Raw genomic sequence first — 15,931 nt, 5'->3', positions numbered from 1 at the left:
GTGCGGCGCTGATCAGCACTCCAGCCAAGAGCAACCGCTGCGTCCGCAACTTGGAGAGCGGCCACGTGCTCACACAGAACCGTCGATATCGTTTTGGCGCAATGCGCTCACCCGACCGCTTGATGTTGTCAGAGAACTACGGCTAAGAGACCTTTGAGGTCAAGATGCACGCCAATCGGCGATCTGGACGAACCGGTGTCCGCGGGTGGACAGAAGACTCTGCAACTCGCGTCCGATTGGCAGCAGTAGTGATACGGCCCATTGACGGCTGACGGGCAGCGTGGTCAGCCTTCGCACTCCAGCTCTGTACGAGCTGCCTGCAAGACTCTTTCCGGACTTATCGCCAGCTCTTCGGCCGGACTTCTTTCGTCGAGCAAGGCATGCGGGGACAGGAACCACTCGACCTCACCCCATCCAGTTGTGCGAGCCAGCCCGTCTGGCTCGCGCTCGAAGGACCCCAAGTTACGCAGCACTCTCAAGATGTCAGCCAAACCGTCTATGGGCAGGCCTTCAGCTCTGAACTGCCAGGTCGGATAGCGGTAGCAGGGTACCGGCTGCGCCATGTAAACGGCCAGCAGTTTTCCTTGGCGACGTAGCTGAGTTGCATCGTTGTCGCCATGAGGGGATATCAGACCGAGCCTGGCGCTCACCTGCGCGCCGCTGAGCCATTCTGCGGCGAGTGCTTCGCGTTGGGCTGCGGCATCTGACTGAATCTGTAGCTTGGGATCAAGAGTGTCCATGTTCACCACGGCTGCGCGCCGGTACATGCATCGGCCTGACGGAAGTATCAGCGAGAACACAGGTTCTTCATCTGCGCTTGCCGATCTCAATGCTTTCGCCAGAAATCAGTACTGTAGTTGTTGAGCTGACTGCTGTAGCTGTCCAAGACCACCGGGAAGACCTTGGGCACAGTGGCAGCGCTCCCGCCGTCTCGGAAGTGCTTCCTAAGACTCGATAGCGCCAACAGCTTAAGGTGTTCCCATTCCGAATAGAGGTCATCTTGTAGTTTTCTCTCCCGCGCCGCGGCACTGGGCTTACGCTTTGCGACTGGAGCGAGGTAATTGTCCCGTGGGACTACGGTGTGAGTGAAGACGATTTCTCCGGAAGTCCAGGCATCGCCAGCTGAAGCTCTCCACTGATAGCTGATACGTATGGACATGGTTGCTGCCAAACGGTCTGGGGGCATCATTTGGTCATATACACGGAAGACCTCCGCATCGTGAATCTCCTGCTCTAGCGCCACTTGTGTCTGTCTGAACGCCGAGCTTTGAATCGCCCAGGATTTTGTAGACAGTCGTCAGCCGTTTAGTGCGTACTGCTTCTCGAACTCTACCGGGGACAGCCCGTCGTTGGAACTGTGCCGCCGTTTTGGGTTGTAGAACATCTCGATGTACTGGAAGACGTCGGCCCGTGCCTCGTCGTGATTGCTGTAGATCCTCCGCTTAATACGCTCCCGCTTCAGTAGCTGGAAGAAGCTCTCCATCGCTGCGTTGTCATGGCAGTTTCCTCGTCGACTCATGCTGCACACGATGTCGTGCTCGCGCAGGAAGCTCTGCCAGTCTTCGCTGGTGAACTGGGTTCCCTGGTCGGAGTAAAGCAGAAGCCCGGGGCTTGGCTTGCGCCGCCACACTGCGGCCAATAGCGCCTGCAAAACCAGGTCCGTATGTTGAGTTGGTCGGGTTGCCCATCCAACGACCTGACGCGAAAACAGATCAAGCACTACCGCCAAGTACAGGAAGCCTGTCGTACGTGCGGATGTAGGTGATGTCCGTGACCCACGCGCGATTTGGCTCACTGACTTTGAAGCCGCGAGCCAGAACGTTCTTGGCGACTGATCCAACAGGGCCGCTCAATGGGCGTGGTCGCCGACCGTAGCCGACCATTGCCCGCAGCCCCTCGCTCTTCATCAAGCGTGCCACGCGATGACGACTACACGTCTCGCCAAGCTCGCGCAGATCTGTGGTCACTTTGCGGTGGCCATACACAGAGCCGCTTTCCAGCCAGCTGTGCTTGATTAGGCCGAGCAACCGCTGATCGTCCTTGTCGCGAGCGCTTGCCGGCTCTTTTAGCCAGGCGTAGTAGCCACTGCGATGGACGCCAAGCATCCGACACATCGCCGCGAGGCCGAACTCATCTGCGTGTTGCTTCATGAAGGCGTACTTTGCTCTTACCCCTTTGCAAAGTACGCGGCGGCTTTTTTTAGGTTCTTCTCCCATCTGAGGGGAGAAGGCGCACGGCCGACCAGCTAGATTTGTAGTTGTCGAGAAAACAAACCGAGGCCGGCCGTGGCCAAGCTGGATTGTATGCCGTTGCTGGGAGGCTGGGCGGGGTATCGCCTGGATGGATGGCGCCGCGAGGCACGTGGCGGAGCCACGTGGCTGGTGCTTTCGCTGTTGCCTGATTCACGCCGCCGACGACGCTGCAGTGGCTGCGGCAAGTGGGTCGTGGCCATCCACGACCAGACGCTCCGGCGCATCCGTGACTTGCCCGTGTTCGACGAGCCGGTGGAGTTGGAAGTCCAGCGGCAGCGGCTGGCCTGTCCTCGCTGTGGGCCGAAACTGGAGCATTTGGATTGGCTGGAGCGGCATGCCCGGGTAACGCAACGGCTTGCGCAGAGCGTGGCACGCATGTGCGCCACCACCTCGATCCATGCCACCGCAAAGTGGCATGGTCTGGACTGGAAGACGGTCAAAGCGCTTGATTTCAGGCATCTGATGCAGACGCTGGGCCCAGTGGACCTATCGGACGTACGCGTGATCGCGATGGACGAGTTTGCGATCCAGAAGGGGCATCGCTACGCCACCGTGGTCGTCGAGCCATCGCGCAAGCGCGTGCTCTGGGTCGGCCGAGGACGCAGCCGCGCTGACATCCGTCCCTTCTTTGAGCTACTCGGCAGGGTCGGTTGCGAACGCATCCAAGCCGTAGCAATGGACATGAATTCGGCCTTTGATGTGGAGGTCAAAGCCCAGTGCCCCAATGCTGAAGTGGTCTACGACCTCTTCCATGTCGTGGCCAAGTACGGGCGCGAAGTCATTGATCGGGTGCGGGTGGACGAGGCCAATCGCCTACGCACCGACAAGCCCGCGCGACGGGTGGTGAAGACCTCGCGCTGGCTCCTGCTGCGCAACCGGCAAAACGTCCCGGCCGAGCAGCGCGTCCAACTCGAGGAGCTGCTGGCCGCCAACAAAGCCCTGCTGACCACTTATCTGCTCAAAGACGACCTGAAGCAGCTGTGGCGCTACCGAAGCCAGAGCTGGGCGGAGAAGGCCTGGCGGTCATGGAAGCATCGCGCCCTGCGAAGCGGGCTGGAGCCGCTGCGCATCTTTGTCCGCCGTCTGCAGCCTTATCTCCCGGGCATCCTGGCCCACTGCCGATGGCCGCTCGGGACGAACCTGGTGGAAGGCATCAACAACAAGATCAAGGTCATCAAGCGCGTTGCCTACGGATACCGAGATGACGCGTACTTCTTCCTGAAGATCCGGGCGGCCTTCCCCGGAGTTGGGTGAAGAACCTTTTTTTAGGATGTCTCGCTCTTCAGTGACTCTGCGTAGCTCAGCCTTGAGGCGGCGCACTTCCGCGTTCTGGTCCTGCTCGACACGCCGGCCAACATCGCCTTTGCCTTGTTGCCGCTTCCAGCCGTAAAGACTATGGATCGACACGCCCAGTCGCTCGGCAACCTCCGCTACCGGACGGCCGTACTCAACGATCTGTCGGACCGCCTCGATCTTGAACTCATCGGTGTACCGCTTCGTGCTCATAACCGCCTCCGCCTAAGCCATAGTTTATGGCTGCGAGGTGTCTACGGAACCCTGGGCGATTCAGCCGAAACTGTTGTAGCCGTTCAATTGTGGCTCGATAGATGGATAGCGATCTGACTTGCTTTGGCATGTTCTACTCCTGCGGTTGTAAGGAAATAGACACACAATTGGCGTGAGTCTGAGCATTTAGTACTACTCTTAGCCTGTTGCTAAACGGTTGGTGCAGTGTTCCCACAATCCATGCTTTCGATTCTTTCCTTCTGATGCTCACAACGTAGATCGTGGAGTTTCCGTATGACCATTCCTGAGCTCTTTGTTTCCGTTGATGTTGAAGCTTCCGGACCCATACCCGGCGAGTTCAGCCTGCTCTCTATTGGTGCGGTTCTTGTGGATCGACCTGAAACGACGTTCTACATTGAGCTTAAGCCAGAAGGTACGCGGCATGATCCGGAGTCACTTGCTGTCTCAGGATTTAATATCGATGAGCTGACACTCAGTGGCATTGAACCAAGTGCAGCCATGCAAGACTTTGGCAATTGGTTGTCAGATTCCTGTACGCAAGGTCAGAAGCCGGTCTTCGTTGGCCTTAACGCAGCGTTTGACTGGTCCTTCGTTAACTACTACTTCCACAAGTACTGTGGAACCAATCCATTTGGATTTGCTGCTCTAGACATCAAGGCGCTCTACATGGGAGTAGTGGGATGCCGTTGGGACCAGACCAAATCCAGCCAAATGGCGAAGCTACTTCATCCAGAGCTCTCTGGGACGCACAACGCCCTCGACGATGCGCGGTATCAAGCCGAACTGTTCCTTCGACTCCAAGAGCTAAGAGCTAGCCAGAGTTGAATCGCCTCTCAGCAGCCGCTTCTCTGCCTGGATCAGAACTCCGTCTCGATGTATCCAGGCTTGGATTCCGTCTGGTTCCTTTGATTGCCCCACAATCACTGCCAAGGGGCTAGCGATAAGCCCATTCTTTTTTGCGAACTGCGCGACACTCCTCACATCCGTAGGCGAGATCCGAGGAACTTTTTGAGGATGTGTGTGCCAGTGTCCTACCAATCGGAGTCCTGCCTCGTTCTGGACTCGGATCTCCTGGCGGCATCGCTCGGTATCCAGCTCCAACCAAGTCCAACCAGCCCGGTCATCAGCGTGGGGAGGCGTGGCAACGGCAAGAACTAGACCACGGGCGTCGTTTGGATCCACGAATAGCTGTCCACCCCGCTCGCTATGCCATGCTCGCTGCCGGTGCATGGCCAGGGTGTTCAGTAGCTTTCCAGTTACCAGTAGAGCCCCATCAACGGAAGGCCACTCCCATTGCCATAGAGACTCAGGCATTGGGGGCAGTCCCAGGCCATGCTCGCTTCAGAGTCATCTCAGTCGCCCCACTGGATAGTTTGGGGCCAACGTACTGTCCCTCCAGTTCTGAAGCCCTCTGTGGGTTGCTGATACGGCTTATCCAAAGTGGCTCGGTCGAGCTGGATGTCAGCTGTTCTATTGCTTCGGCGGCAACCATCGAAGCGATTGCACTCACTCCAAGCCCACCGCCGGGTATGAAGCTCTGTCCACAGGCAGGTAGGGGTACGCTGTCGCCTCCGTTCCAGTTGGTGAACTTGTATCGGAATCTCCCGTTGTCCTCGAACAGCGACCTAGCATCGGCTTCAACGTCCGCAGCGACTAATGCATGACCAACAAGAGCATGCGGCTCGCTCCAGGCCTGAATCAGCCTCCAAGGGGCTCCTACGCTCTTAGCCCGCCACAGCATTTCTTCTGACTCCCAGTCCGCGCTGGTCACGATGATGAGATCCGCCTTCTGGAAGTCTGCGTGATTCTTGACGAGAGCCAGTTCAACGTATGTTGGAATTGCCTTGATAGAGACGATCGGAACGTCTGACCGTAGGCGGTCGCACATTGCTTCTGCCTTGTTCCTACCCAGATCGCTGGCACCGAGAACGTGCCGCCCAAGGTTGCTGGCGGTGAGTTCATCGGGATCGATCAGCGTTAGGTGTCCCACACCTGACCTCGCCAGATGAAGCGCGACGGGCGCTCCAAGTGAACCCTGCCCGACTACAATGACGCGCGCCTTGGAGAGCGAGTCAAGGTTCGGGGTTCGGTCGCGCGACAGGATCTCCGCGCGGTCAAGAATGTTGATCGCAGAGTGACTCAGAGTGATGTCTGGATTTGACGCTTTTGATGTCACTCTACGCCCCGCCCGAACTCCTAATTTGACTGGCTTGTTTCTTGCGAGTGAGCGATCCCGCAGGTTCAAGCAGTAGATCGGTGCACCGGCGTCACCAGGCAGTTCAAGAGCAACCCAGCGACTGGCAATGGGACTGGTCTCACCAAACCAGAATAACAACCGCGCGTAGTCGTCACTTGCGAGATGAGGTCGCAGCCACTTGAACAGCTCGCTTGGTGCCGGAGCTTTGATATCGGGGTAGCTTTGTAGCTTGACGTAGAATCCGGCGCGCGCAGCATCTCTTATCTTGACCCGCTGTCCGAGTACTGTTTCAAGATGGCTGGCGATTGCGTCTGGGTCTTGGGCTAACCAGACGGGCTCTCCGCCAATTCTCTGATCCAGGCGCGGGTCACTTACAGCAAAGAGCGCCCCTGAGCTTGACGGTCTTTGAACCAAGTTGACACTCTGGGCGGATGCGTGATGTTGCAGCTTCCAGTATGAAGTGGACTCTTGCTCGAATTCGCGGCTTCTCGCATCAGAGCTCGATGTCGGCAGCGACAGCTGAACGATCTTTGCAAAGCGGCGCAAAGTGTCGGTGACGATCGCCTCCGGGCTACCGGAGACGGGCTTCTCCTGAAAGCCATGCAGGCACAACCCCGTCTTCATGGCGTGGGGCCAGACGAGCCAAGGCGAAGGTTCCACGCGGAGAATCAGAGAGTTGCGAGGAAATCCGATCGGGAAGGATAGCCGCAACCAGCGTTGCGCTCCCACATAGTCCACCGGAAGTGGCAGCCGAAAGCTTGCTGCCTCGCCGGGTCTCATTGGCATTGGCTGCAGGAATCCAATGCCTTCTGGACCGAGGTAGGCCTGGAGCGCGGCTATTCCGCGCTCCAGGGCCGTGACCTCCTCAACCAAGGCGTTCAGGCGATCCAGCGCCTTCTTGTGCCTGATGACCTGCGACGCCCCCGCCGAAGACCGATCCCATCATCGATACGTTGCGAGTGAGACCAAGCTTGCGTCCTGGCAGAGTCCAGTTGGCAGGAACGTCGTTGTTCACCGAAACCACGAAGTTGCTATTGAGTGCAAAGCGTTCTTTAACCGCTTCACTGAAGGACTCGACAGATGGGAACTCTTGTAAGCCAAGAGAGATCGAGTGCTTGGCATCGTCGTGCCACTTGCGGAATGCATTGACGTAGCGGATTCCCTCATCTGGCCTGTTCCATTTTTCAGCGAAGTTCTCTGCCGCGTCCTTCGGGTTGCAGACAAGGTACTTACCGCTGGCGTATTGGATGTGATTGCTCATGTTGGTCACGATCTCGATGATCGCATCCAACGGGCGCCGCGGGCGGCGGCTGGAATCGGCTGCCACCTCTTCATAGGCTCGCGTAGCGAGCGTTGTGATGACCGCAGAGATAGGCCGATGGGACGCGTCGCCGTTTCGAATCGCCCACTCGTCTCGATGCCGCTTGAGGAGCTTGATCGTAGCGCGCAACGGGTCGTTGTCGATGTACTTTTCGTAGTCTGGCAGAGGGGCCAGCGTCGCCTCGTCCATTGCGATGGCTTTTGTGGCCAGAACCTCAACGCTTTCCAGCGAGATCTGCTGCTCAGACGCTTGCTGAAGCCAACCCAGGTACGGGATCGGGCTGCTTGCCTTCCAAGCTTGAATCTCACGATCAGGCACTTCGAGCTTGCCTTCGCCGTGCGTTTCTTCGTTTCCAGAGATTGCACGTGCAGGCGTGATGTCGATATGGAATCCCGGGCTTTCGTCGGCGTAGACGATCCTGACTCCTCGACGGAGCTTCTCTACTTTCGCTTCGACCCGCGTTCCTTCCTCAATTCGTTTATGGATTTCATCGAGCACTGATTGCGCCGAAGCCCCACCGGCATTGGGCAGCCATACGATTGCGTCTGCATCAACTGTGCCCAGGTCGGCCGGAGCCCCGTTCACTGGCTTGATGGTAGTCCGCAGGCCAATGGAGCCTTGGACGAAGATATGGGCACTTTGCAGCAGTGGGCTGTCTGCAGCGTTGAGAATGCGCTCCAGCACTTTGTACCTAGCATTGATCTTCTCGTACTGAGGCTCGGACAACGATATTTCGCGGGCGGCGCGCAAGAGGAAGTACTCCCAGCTTCCACGCTTGGTTTCGAAGTCGGACAGCAGGGTCATGCGCGATCTCCTGGTGTAATGGTCAATATTTCTACAAAGCGCCCTCCGTTGTTCCGATCACGGTCGTAGAGCACATAGGAGTGCTGGTGCTCAGTAGTCATCAGAGCCCCGAGTTCAATGCAGAAGGCGGCAGGCGCCGCTATGAAGAGATGTATCGGATGAGGAGTTGCGGTCTCGAGCTTGCTCAAGCGGATCTGCAAGGCGTCCCTGAATGCGTGAATCACGCGACGATTGCGAACTGCGGTATAGGTCGGGTCATCCATCGTGAACGTTGCAATACGGGCACGCGGCAGCCGATCCTGTACATCGCGTTCGGGGATTGCCGCGGAGATGGACACTGCAAGTGCGATCTCTCCATCTCCGGCTGGCGGCTCCACGAAGCGGTACTCCGGGGGGAGTGCCTCACTGTCCGGCCACCTCAATCCGTGCTCACGATTGGATGAGAAGATGACGCGGTTAGATCGATCCCCGATCGTCTGGCCCAGGACGACGAGTGAGGGTATGTCTGCTAGGCCAACCACCGCGAGTGTGGGGATGTCGCCGTAACGACCACCACGGCGGCGGAGTTCGCGATCGATTCTGTAGCGAATGTCTTCCCGAACCTGACGCCAGTAGTCCGAGTTACGGCCTTCTTCCCCTGGCGGCCTAAGCGTATGTTTGATGATGTCCCCGAACGCGACCAAGCCCTCCCCGGACATCGCCATGGCAAAGTCGCGCTCGGAGATGTCATTGATCGTTACGAAGTGATCGCTTTGAAAAATGAGGCCGACCGCTCTACCCGCATCTGGGACGGTTGCGGCTAAGCGGATTCGTTCGAGGTAAGCAAGGTGGAGCCCCGTCATGTCTGACTTGGGGTAGCCTTCTGCGTCTCTGTCAGCCTTGTCATGGCAGCCGGGACATAGCAGCATGAGGTTAGCCGGGTCATTGGTCAGCTCACTTGCCGCCTTGGCATCATGGCCAGATTCGGCTCGGGGACCTTTGGGGCTGGCTGGCATGATGTGGGCTACTTCACCCCACTGCATGTCGGCCCCGACGCGGAAGTCGCGAGTCAGATCGGTCCCGCAGAGTTCACAGTGTCCCGCCGATCTCGTCCAGACGAGCCTCTTTATTGGCTCGGACGTGTGATACCGCCCACCTTTACCTGCTGCCGGCGCAGCGGTTGAGGATACGTCCTGCACTTCGTCACTTGTTGCTTCCATGTGATCGCTCCGTGATGACATGTATATCTTTTGGGCTGATTAATTGTGATTCAAGTCCCAATTTACTCTGTAAACGCTTTCATTTTCGAACCACCCCGTGTTATAGACGCGCCAACGCCAGCACGCCCGTCCATAAAGCCCGGGCAGCAGGGCAAGTAGTCCGGGGCTTCTTTCATGCCCTTAGCGCCAAGGACTTCGAAACTTGGCTTGGCTCTTCATTTCGGTTGTGGCACCGTTAGCTCTCTGTCGTGTGTCATAGAGCCGCGATCAGGGATTTTGATCAGCGGTAGTGGCGCTCGTTTGCGTGCTTCCCACATGCCATGCAAGTCCTGTGGGTGCTGTATCTGCCGCTTTTTTCGGGACCTAGCGGCCCCCGACAATGAGGACAAATCGGTCCTGTGCCAAGTTCCGCTTGGCGAGTCCGATGGAATGTCCACAAACCATGAATGAAGGCAAATGCCAGGCCCGCGATTGGTAGCCACATGGCCATTTGATAGAAGCCTTTGGTCAAGGCGTTGTCGCCAAGGGGATGCACGACTATCGCGAATGCGAAGGAGAGAGTCGCCACCAAGCCAGCAGGGTAGTAGAGGCGTATCAGCTTCAGCCAGCTCATTGCCATTCTCTCGGTGCAGTTGTTTGCAGCAAGGCTAGCTTTTGCTTATCTCAAGGCTTGAGACAGCTTGCCAACGCGCTTGGAGTGAGCTCCATCTTATTTCTCAGAACAGTTGGCCCTGGGGCGACAGCTCCCTTGGGGGCTGAAAGAGTTGGGTGTTCAGGGGAGGGAGCTTTGCGAATCCCAAGCTTCTGTGCGCCTTCTTGAACCTTTGGGCCAGTAGATCTGCAAAGGGGCCTGTGCCTCGCATTCTGGTACCGAATGCGGCGTCGTACTCCTTGCCACCATGCAACTGGCGCATGAGGCTGAGAACGTGTTCTGCCCGGTCCGGATAGCGCAGTTCCAGCCACTCTTTCCAGATGTCCTTGATCTCGTTGGGTAGTCGCAGCAGCACGTAGCCTGCAGCCCGCGCTCCATGGCCGTGCGCTTCTTCGAGGATCGCCTCGAGTTCGTGGTCAGTGATGCGGGGGATGACAGGAGCCACCAGTACACCAACAGGCACGCCGGCCTTATGTAGTGTCTCCATCGCCCTCAGCCGTGCGTGCGGAGCAGCAGCTCGTGGCTTGAGCTTAGCTGATAGCTTTCGATCAAGGGTGGTGACTGAGAAGTACACCGTGACCAGGCGGTCCTTAGCCATGGCCGCGAGTAGATCGATGTCACGAGTGATCAATGCACTCTTGGTCACGAAGCTCACGGGGTGGCGCGTTTCGGCCAGAAGCTCAAGGCATTGGCGGGTAATTTGGTAACTCCTTTCGATGGGCTGGTACCCATCCGTGTTGATGCCCAGGGCAATGGCGGCGCATTGGTAGTTGGGCCGACTGAGCTCATTGCGCAACCGCACTGCGGCGTTGGTTTTCGCAAAGAGCTTGGTCTCAAAGTCCAGCCCTGGCGATAGGCTGAGGTAGCTGTGGGAAGGTCGGGCGAAGCAGTAGACGCATCCGTGCTCGCATCCCCTATAGGGATTGACCGACGCACCGAATCCAACGTCGGGGGAGTTGTTGCGGCTGATCACAGTCCGGGCGCGTTCTTCGGTCACCTCAGTTCTCAGCCGCGGCAACTCCTGCAGGTCTTCGTAGATCGATTCCCAGCCATCATCGACGCCGACTGTCGTCGTCGCATCGAAGCGGCTTGGCACGCGTGAGGCGGAGCCTCGGCCTTTGATAGGTACCTGGACCTTTCGAGCATCCTGTTCCATGCCGCCCTCTGCCCTTAGTAAGCAGTTAGTATTATCGCTAACCACAGGGACCGCAAGGTGCGGGGATTCAGCTAGCTGTAGGCCTCATGCTTCATCGCGACGTGTTGTATTCCCAACCTTATCCACAGGGGGGTTGCGGCTGGGCAACCATTAGTCCCGTTGGCCAACAAGTGCTTTGGCTTCAGCCAGGAAGGTCTGCATTAGGCCCCGTGATCGACGGGTAGCTGCTGGGAGCACAATTCCCAGTTGGGCACACAGCGAGACTGCGTATGCCATCTGCGCTCCTGTCGGGGGCTTGATGTCCCAGTCGGTGAGTTCTGGGATGAGCCTCGAGAGTTCCTCCGCTAGACGGTACTCAAAGCTTCTCGACTGTCCTTCGTCTTCTTGCATTCGACGAACCTGGCTGATCACTTGTTCCCTTCCTAGGGGAGAGAAGGGCAACTCTAGAGTGAATTCCAGTTCCGGGCACACGAGATAGAAATTCATGAAAATACAGGCCAGTACTTATAAGTAGACTTCCTTTAAAGGCGTAGTCTTTAAAGTACTGGAGCCACAAGCTTGTTCGTATGGTCGAACATACGCATCAGGCAGCCTTGGCCGACGTCATCCGGGCAAGTCGCGTCGCTCTTGGATTCAGTCAGGAAGGCTTTGCAGACCATATCCAGATGCACCGGGCTTACTACAGCAAGATTGAGCGTGGCGAGAAGAATGTCACCCTCGCCACAATCGAACGTGTGGCCAACGGCCTTGAGAAGACCATGTCTGAGTTGCTGACAGAGGCAGGTCTCTAGAACGTTTCGCCTAGCTCTCACAGTCTCCAATCGACCTTTCCTGGCGGAATGACGCTGTTTGGCCGATTTTCGAAGCTTTGACACCGAGAGTGTTCACTTTTTCCTTCCCAAGTTGATGATTGGTAAGTACTTTCTCAGTGAACACTTATGGGAAATTCAGACGGCGTTCCTCATACCGCGTGAGGAAGCGGCGGGGGTAATCGCGCACCGTGTCGTAAGCAAACTGGTCGGCGATGGGACGGGTACCAAACAACGCCGTGAGAATTGCAGTCTTGCCCGCCTCGTTCTTACCGACCAAGCAGGTCAGCTCTCCGACATCGAACGTTCCGGAATCCTCTGCAGAACGGAAGTTTCGGATCCGTGCCTTGACTAGCTTCATGCTGCCCCCTGATTCCTGCCGTGGATGGTGCGCGTCTTGTGCAGGATAGGGCCCGAGCGGGGCACATTCAACGCGCACTGCTGGCCGCTCGGGCCGGAGGCTCAGTCCTCATCCATCAGGCGCGCGGCGGGGTTGCTGCCGACGCCGCCCTGCTGGAAATATCCGATCACGCTGGCCACGGAGCGGTGATCGGTCATCGCCATCAGCGCCGGCAGGGCCACCCCACGCCGCGCACCTTCGGTAACAAAGCCCGAGCGCAGGCTGTGGCCGGCAAAGTCCCCGTCCAGACCGGCCAACCGCGCCCGGTCCTTAACGATGGCGGCGACCGCCTTGCCGCTGAGCGCGCCGCCCAATGACCGTGGCCAGACGCGCCGGAACAGGGGGCCGTCGGTAATCTCGGCCACGTCCAGCCAGTCCTGCAGTGCGGTGGCTGCCTCTCCCAGGATGGGCTTGTCGGGGCTGCTGCCAACCACTGGCCCGGACTGCAAGGTTTTTCCGTGATCCAAGCGATAGGTGTAGCCGCCTTCGGGCAGTCGGGTGAGGTGATTCACCGTCGCCTCGGCGACTTCGCTGCGGCGGCGCCCGCCGCTAGCAAAGGCAAAGTAGAGCAGGGCGCGATCGCGCTTCCCCTTGAGCGAGGTGTCGCAGGTGGCCGCCATTGCGCGCAGATCTGCGGCTGACAGCGCGGTCTTCTTGGCCGGGCGCTCGCCTCGTTTGTGAGAAGCCCTGCGCCCCTTGGACAGTAGGGTCCTCACGGCGCGATCCTCGCAAGGGTTGTCTTGGCGGGCCTGCTTGTGGGCCGCCGACAAGACCGCCACCCGGTGGACCAGGCTGGAGAACGCCAGCGGCCCAGGCTTCTTCTTCAGGCCCGCATGCACCAAGGCACTATCCAAGTCTGCAGGCAGATCCCAACGAAGCCCCAAATCGCCTGAGCGCCCCATGTGATCCACGATGAACTGAACCACTGCCGCCGGGGGGACGGGTAGGGCGATGGGCCTGCCATAGCGCCCTTCGAACCAGCCCGCCCAATAGCGCAGGGCGCCGGCGTAGCTGCGAATGGTGTTAGGCGCTTCGGCCTCCTGCAGGATGTCTCGCACCGCTTCTGCGGCGGAAGTGGCCAGCCGCTCCGGAACCAGCCCCGAAACGAGTTCCCCTGACGCAGCAGTGATATTATTCATATGTACTATGTATTGTGCACTATGATTAGGTTGAGCTACATCTGATAAATATGCCTTATCAGACATGGCCTGCCAATTCTCACCGTTCCGCAGAAGGACACCCAATGGCCAAGGGCATCAGCGAACTGGATGTGCACCAGGCAGCGGACGACATCATCGCCGCCGGCGAACGTCCCACCGTCGAGCGAATCCGAGCCCACTTGGGCACCGGCTCGCCCAACACCGTCACGCGTTGGCTGGAGACCTGGTGGCAGACCGTAGGCTTTCGCCTGCGCCAGCGCGCCATTGAGGCGGCGGTTCCAGGCATCCCAGAGCGGGTAGCTCACCTGAGCCAGCGTTTGTGGCAGGCCGCGCTGCAGGATGCCGGCGAGCTCGCTCAGACCCAGCTGGAGTCGACCAGGCACGCACTGGAGGAACGCGAGCGCCTGCTGGAGGAGGACCGGGTGGCCCTGACGCTGGCGATTGAGGCCAGCCAGAAGCGCGAAAGGGAGGCTCAGGTCCAGACTCAGGCCGCCGCCACCACCGCGGAGCAGTTGGCGGCACAGGTCTCCCAGATGACGGCACAAGTACAAGACCTGCTGCGCCAACGCGATGGAGCCTATGGACGGGCGGAGCGACTCGAGCAGGAACTGGATGCCGTACGCCGCAGTCTGGGCGAGGCCGCGGCCGCTCACGAAGAAGAGAGGAGGGCGCTCCAGGCGCACGTCAGGGCAGTGGAGGATCGTGCCCATACGGAGGTTGACCGGCATCGCCAGGCGTTGCGGTCAGCCGAGCAGGAGTGGGGGCGGGAGCGCATGGCCTTGGCCACCTCATTGCGAGAGAGCGAGCAACAAGCCATTGCTGCTGCCAACCGCGAGCAACAGGCATTGCGCCGACTGGAAGGCGTGAACGCGCGGGCTGATGGCTTGGAGGCGCAGCTGACGTCACTGAAGGAAACCACTCGGCAAGTTACCGAGGCACTCCGACAAGGGAGAGCGAACACGGCAACGCCAAGCAGGCAAAGCAAGCCACGCCGCACCGCGCCCAGAAGAGTGGGCGAGCCGACACAAGAACCCAATAGCAGGAAATCTAAGACTTGAGGCCATCCATTCGATCAAGGCTTCTTTCCCCGAAAGACTTGGAGGACGTACACGCCCCCCCCCAAAGTTCATCCTCGACCGCGCCCGAGAGCACGGCGCGACAGGCCCCGTACGAACGGTAGAAACCAGCACGCCGGAGGAGGAACGCCATGAAGCAGGGAAGAACTGACAGAGATTGGGCGGTGGTCGCTGTGATGACCTTTGCCGCAGGAGCCGTCTTGACTTGGGCACTCATGAGCAAGCCGAGTCCCAAATCCGCCACGTTAGCGCTTGACTGGCCGGCGTGGGTGCAAGCGATCGGCAGCATCGCAGCCATCATCGCCGCGGGACTGATCCCCCTTTGGCACGCCAGAGTCAGGAGACGGGAGGTCACACAGTCCCTCATAGAGCTGATTTCCTATGCGCGATTTCCAGCGACACTGATGCTGGCGCAGTTCGAGGAAGGATTCGGCGGCCCCCGGCTGATCTTGGCGCATCTGACCCAGCTTCATAAGGCTTTCGATTCAGTCAACTATGTTGACGTGCCGAACCGATCCTTGGCGATTGCGCTGCAGCAATCAGCAACGGCTGTGAGTGCACTTAAGGAGATCCAGGAACTCTTTCTGAGAAAAGAAGAGATGAAAAAGGGGCGGGGGAGCGAGATCGTTAAAAAGTACCTGCTCATGCTCGATAGAGCCGTCGAAGAAGCAATCAAGGCAACCGGTCAGCGGCCTCGAGACTTCAACTACGACACAATCGTGCTGCCTAATGAATAGCCCATGCAAATGCTGTTCGTTACAACTACGCGGTAATAGTCACAAACCTCTCTCTAGTAATCCACTGCCGAGGGCTATCCGGCAAATCGTGCGGAGTCGGAGGGAGTAGCTGGCGTCTGAACGGGGGAACTCGCCTGGCGATGTAGCAGGGGCCTGGTGCACTGGACTGTAACAGAGCAGTTTCACTGTCACCGCGCCTTGTTACGGTAAAGAACCTCCGTTACATTCGCTGCTATGAACGACCTCGACGCCGCAGCCCGCTATCTTCAGGGTCTACTACCCGACATGGTCGGTGAGCTCGAGCCCTGGCCCAGCTCCAAGACGCGCGGCTTACCCCACTTCCTCGCCACCCTATTCGGCCTGGCCGAGCATGACCTGCTCGGCCACAGGGTGCTGCTGGCCACCGTCCCGGCGCAGACGGAACCGTTGCCACCTTTGCGGCTGATCGCGCAGGTGCATCGATTGGCGGAAAAGGCCGGCTTGAGGGTCATTCTCGTGCTCTCCGGCGTTTCGCCCTACATTCGCTCCAAGCTCATCGAGTCTCGGGTGGATTTCGTTGTGCCTGGTAGCCAACTGTTCGCTCCGAGCTTCCTGATGAGCTTACGCGAGCGCGATTGAGGGTCGGCAGGGAATCATTACGT

General features: G+C 58.7%; 14 protein-coding genes and 2 pseudogenes. 6 read left to right on the top strand and 10 right to left on the bottom strand.

Annotated elements, in window-relative coordinates; all coding sequences use genetic code 11:
- Positions 1–284: 284 nt before the first annotated feature.
- Positions 285–740 (bottom strand): hypothetical protein, encoded by a 456-nt coding sequence (locus ACZK29_RS10850; RefSeq protein WP_032966131.1) that lies wholly within the window; start codon positions 738–740, stop codon positions 285–287.
- A gap of 557 nt (positions 741–1,297) precedes the next feature.
- Positions 1,298–2,201: pseudogene (locus tag ACZK29_RS10845) on the bottom strand (IS3-like element ISStma9 family transposase); the annotation flags it as partial.
- A gap of 102 nt (positions 2,202–2,303) precedes the next feature.
- Here ACZK29_RS10845 and ACZK29_RS10840 point away from each other — a divergent pair.
- Positions 2,304–3,506, top strand: coding sequence for an ISL3 family transposase (locus tag ACZK29_RS10840; protein WP_478447081.1), 1,203 nt, complete (start codon positions 2,304–2,306; stop codon positions 3,504–3,506).
- A 3-nt stretch (positions 3,507–3,509) separates the two neighbouring features.
- On the opposite strand, the pseudogene ACZK29_RS10835 reads toward ACZK29_RS10840, so the two are convergent.
- A pseudogene (locus ACZK29_RS10835) lies at positions 3,510–3,758 on the bottom strand (transposase); the annotation flags it as partial.
- A gap of 294 nt (positions 3,759–4,052) precedes the next feature.
- On the opposite strand from ACZK29_RS10835, the gene ACZK29_RS10830 reads away from it, so the two are divergent.
- Positions 4,053–4,604, top strand: coding sequence for a 3'-5' exonuclease (locus tag ACZK29_RS10830; protein ID WP_478447037.1), 552 nt, complete (start codon positions 4,053–4,055; stop codon positions 4,602–4,604).
- Here the strand turns inward: ACZK29_RS10830 and ACZK29_RS10825 are convergent.
- The 5 genes from ACZK29_RS10825 to ACZK29_RS10805 all read right to left on the bottom strand — a co-directional run bounded on the left by ACZK29_RS10825 (position 4,584) and on the right by ACZK29_RS10805 (position 11,108).
- The gene (locus ACZK29_RS10825; protein WP_478448867.1) at positions 4,584–5,009 is read right to left on the bottom strand and encodes a Mov34/MPN/PAD-1 family protein; all 426 of its coding nucleotides are present in this window, start codon (positions 5,007–5,009) and stop codon (positions 4,584–4,586) included. The genes ACZK29_RS10830 and ACZK29_RS10825 overlap by 21 nt on opposite strands.
- 76 nt (positions 5,010–5,085) lie before the next feature.
- Entirely contained in the window at positions 5,086–6,600 is a 1,515-nt protein-coding gene (locus ACZK29_RS10820; protein ID WP_478447035.1) for a ThiF family adenylyltransferase, read from the bottom strand.
- A gap of 241 nt (positions 6,601–6,841) precedes the next feature.
- Positions 6,842–8,101, bottom strand: coding sequence for a nucleotidyltransferase domain-containing protein (locus tag ACZK29_RS10815; protein WP_478447034.1), 1,260 nt, complete (start codon positions 8,099–8,101; stop codon positions 6,842–6,844).
- Positions 8,098–9,300: an SAVED domain-containing protein gene (locus ACZK29_RS10810; RefSeq protein ID WP_478447033.1), complete on the bottom strand. Its 1,203-nt coding sequence runs from the start codon at positions 9,298–9,300 to the stop codon at positions 8,098–8,100. The genes ACZK29_RS10815 and ACZK29_RS10810 overlap by 4 nt, the downstream gene beginning before the upstream one ends.
- Positions 9,301–10,016: 716 nt before the next feature.
- Entirely contained in the window at positions 10,017–11,108 is a 1,092-nt protein-coding gene (locus tag ACZK29_RS10805; RefSeq protein ID WP_478447032.1) for a PA0069 family radical SAM protein, read from the bottom strand.
- A 566-nt stretch (positions 11,109–11,674) separates the two neighbouring features.
- On the opposite strand from ACZK29_RS10805, the gene ACZK29_RS10800 reads away from it, so the two are divergent.
- Positions 11,675–11,899 carry a helix-turn-helix domain-containing protein gene (locus ACZK29_RS10800; protein ID WP_478447031.1) on the top strand — a complete coding sequence of 75 codons (225 nt, stop codon included), beginning with the start codon at positions 11,675–11,677 and terminating at the stop codon, positions 11,897–11,899.
- Between the two features lie 145 nt (positions 11,900–12,044).
- Here the strand turns inward: ACZK29_RS10800 and ACZK29_RS10795 are convergent, their stop codons facing one another.
- Together ACZK29_RS10795 and ACZK29_RS10790 are read right to left on the bottom strand one after the other, a co-directional pair.
- Entirely contained in the window at positions 12,045–12,278 is a 234-nt protein-coding gene (locus ACZK29_RS10795) for an AAA family ATPase (RefSeq protein WP_478447030.1), read from the bottom strand.
- A 101-nt stretch (positions 12,279–12,379) separates the two neighbouring features.
- The gene (locus ACZK29_RS10790; RefSeq protein WP_049453654.1) at positions 12,380–13,456 is read right to left on the bottom strand and encodes a site-specific integrase; all 1,077 of its coding nucleotides are present in this window, start codon (positions 13,454–13,456) and stop codon (positions 12,380–12,382) included.
- A gap of 104 nt (positions 13,457–13,560) precedes the next feature.
- Between ACZK29_RS10790 and ACZK29_RS10785 the strand changes: the two genes are divergently transcribed.
- The 3 genes from ACZK29_RS10785 to ACZK29_RS10775 all read left to right on the top strand — a co-directional run bounded on the left by ACZK29_RS10785 (position 13,561) and on the right by ACZK29_RS10775 (position 15,908).
- Positions 13,561–14,535: a DNA-binding protein gene (locus ACZK29_RS10785; RefSeq protein WP_049402764.1), complete on the top strand. Its 975-nt coding sequence runs from the start codon at positions 13,561–13,563 to the stop codon at positions 14,533–14,535.
- Between the two features lie 149 nt (positions 14,536–14,684).
- Positions 14,685–15,290 carry a hypothetical protein gene (locus ACZK29_RS10780; protein WP_478447029.1) on the top strand — a complete coding sequence of 202 codons (606 nt, stop codon included), beginning with the start codon at positions 14,685–14,687 and terminating at the stop codon, positions 15,288–15,290.
- Between the two features lie 234 nt (positions 15,291–15,524).
- Positions 15,525–15,908, top strand: a complete 384-nt coding sequence (locus tag ACZK29_RS10775; protein WP_478447028.1) for a hypothetical protein — start codon at positions 15,525–15,527, stop codon at positions 15,906–15,908.
- Positions 15,909–15,931: the final 23 nt, after the last annotated feature.

The sequence above is a fragment of the Stenotrophomonas sp. 89682_Sma genome, from assembly GCF_056481405.1.
Note: the sequence above shows the minus strand (reverse complement) of the source record. Positions and strands in the feature narration are given on the sequence as shown.

Coding starts and splice junctions, on each gene's coding strand:
- ACZK29_RS10805 (WP_478447032.1), bottom strand. CDS start 11,108: ATGGAACAGGATGCTCGAAAGGTCCAGGTACCTATCAAAGGCCGAGGC.
- ACZK29_RS10790 (WP_049453654.1), bottom strand. CDS start 13,456: ATGAATAATATCACTGCTGCGTCAGGGGAACTCGTTTCGGGGCTGGTT.
- ACZK29_RS10825 (WP_478448867.1), bottom strand. CDS start 5,009: ATGCACCGGCAGCGAGCATGGCATAGCGAGCGGGGTGGACAGCTATTC.
- ACZK29_RS10850 (WP_032966131.1), bottom strand. CDS start 740: ATGGACACTCTTGATCCCAAGCTACAGATTCAGTCAGATGCCGCAGCC.
- ACZK29_RS10820 (WP_478447035.1), bottom strand. CDS start 6,600: ATGAAGACGGGGTTGTGCCTGCATGGCTTTCAGGAGAAGCCCGTCTCC.
- ACZK29_RS10785 (WP_049402764.1), top strand. CDS start 13,561: ATGGCCAAGGGCATCAGCGAACTGGATGTGCACCAGGCAGCGGACGAC.
- ACZK29_RS10840 (WP_478447081.1), top strand. CDS start 2,304: ATGCCGTTGCTGGGAGGCTGGGCGGGGTATCGCCTGGATGGATGGCGC.
- ACZK29_RS10810 (WP_478447033.1), bottom strand. CDS start 9,300: ATGGAAGCAACAAGTGACGAAGTGCAGGACGTATCCTCAACCGCTGCG.
- ACZK29_RS10815 (WP_478447034.1), bottom strand. CDS start 8,101: ATGACCCTGCTGTCCGACTTCGAAACCAAGCGTGGAAGCTGGGAGTAC.
- ACZK29_RS10775 (WP_478447028.1), top strand. CDS start 15,525: ATGAACGACCTCGACGCCGCAGCCCGCTATCTTCAGGGTCTACTACCC.
- ACZK29_RS10800 (WP_478447031.1), top strand. CDS start 11,675: ATGGTCGAACATACGCATCAGGCAGCCTTGGCCGACGTCATCCGGGCA.
- ACZK29_RS10780 (WP_478447029.1), top strand. CDS start 14,685: ATGAAGCAGGGAAGAACTGACAGAGATTGGGCGGTGGTCGCTGTGATG.
- ACZK29_RS10830 (WP_478447037.1), top strand. CDS start 4,053: ATGACCATTCCTGAGCTCTTTGTTTCCGTTGATGTTGAAGCTTCCGGA.
- ACZK29_RS10795 (WP_478447030.1), bottom strand. CDS start 12,278: ATGAAGCTAGTCAAGGCACGGATCCGAAACTTCCGTTCTGCAGAGGAT.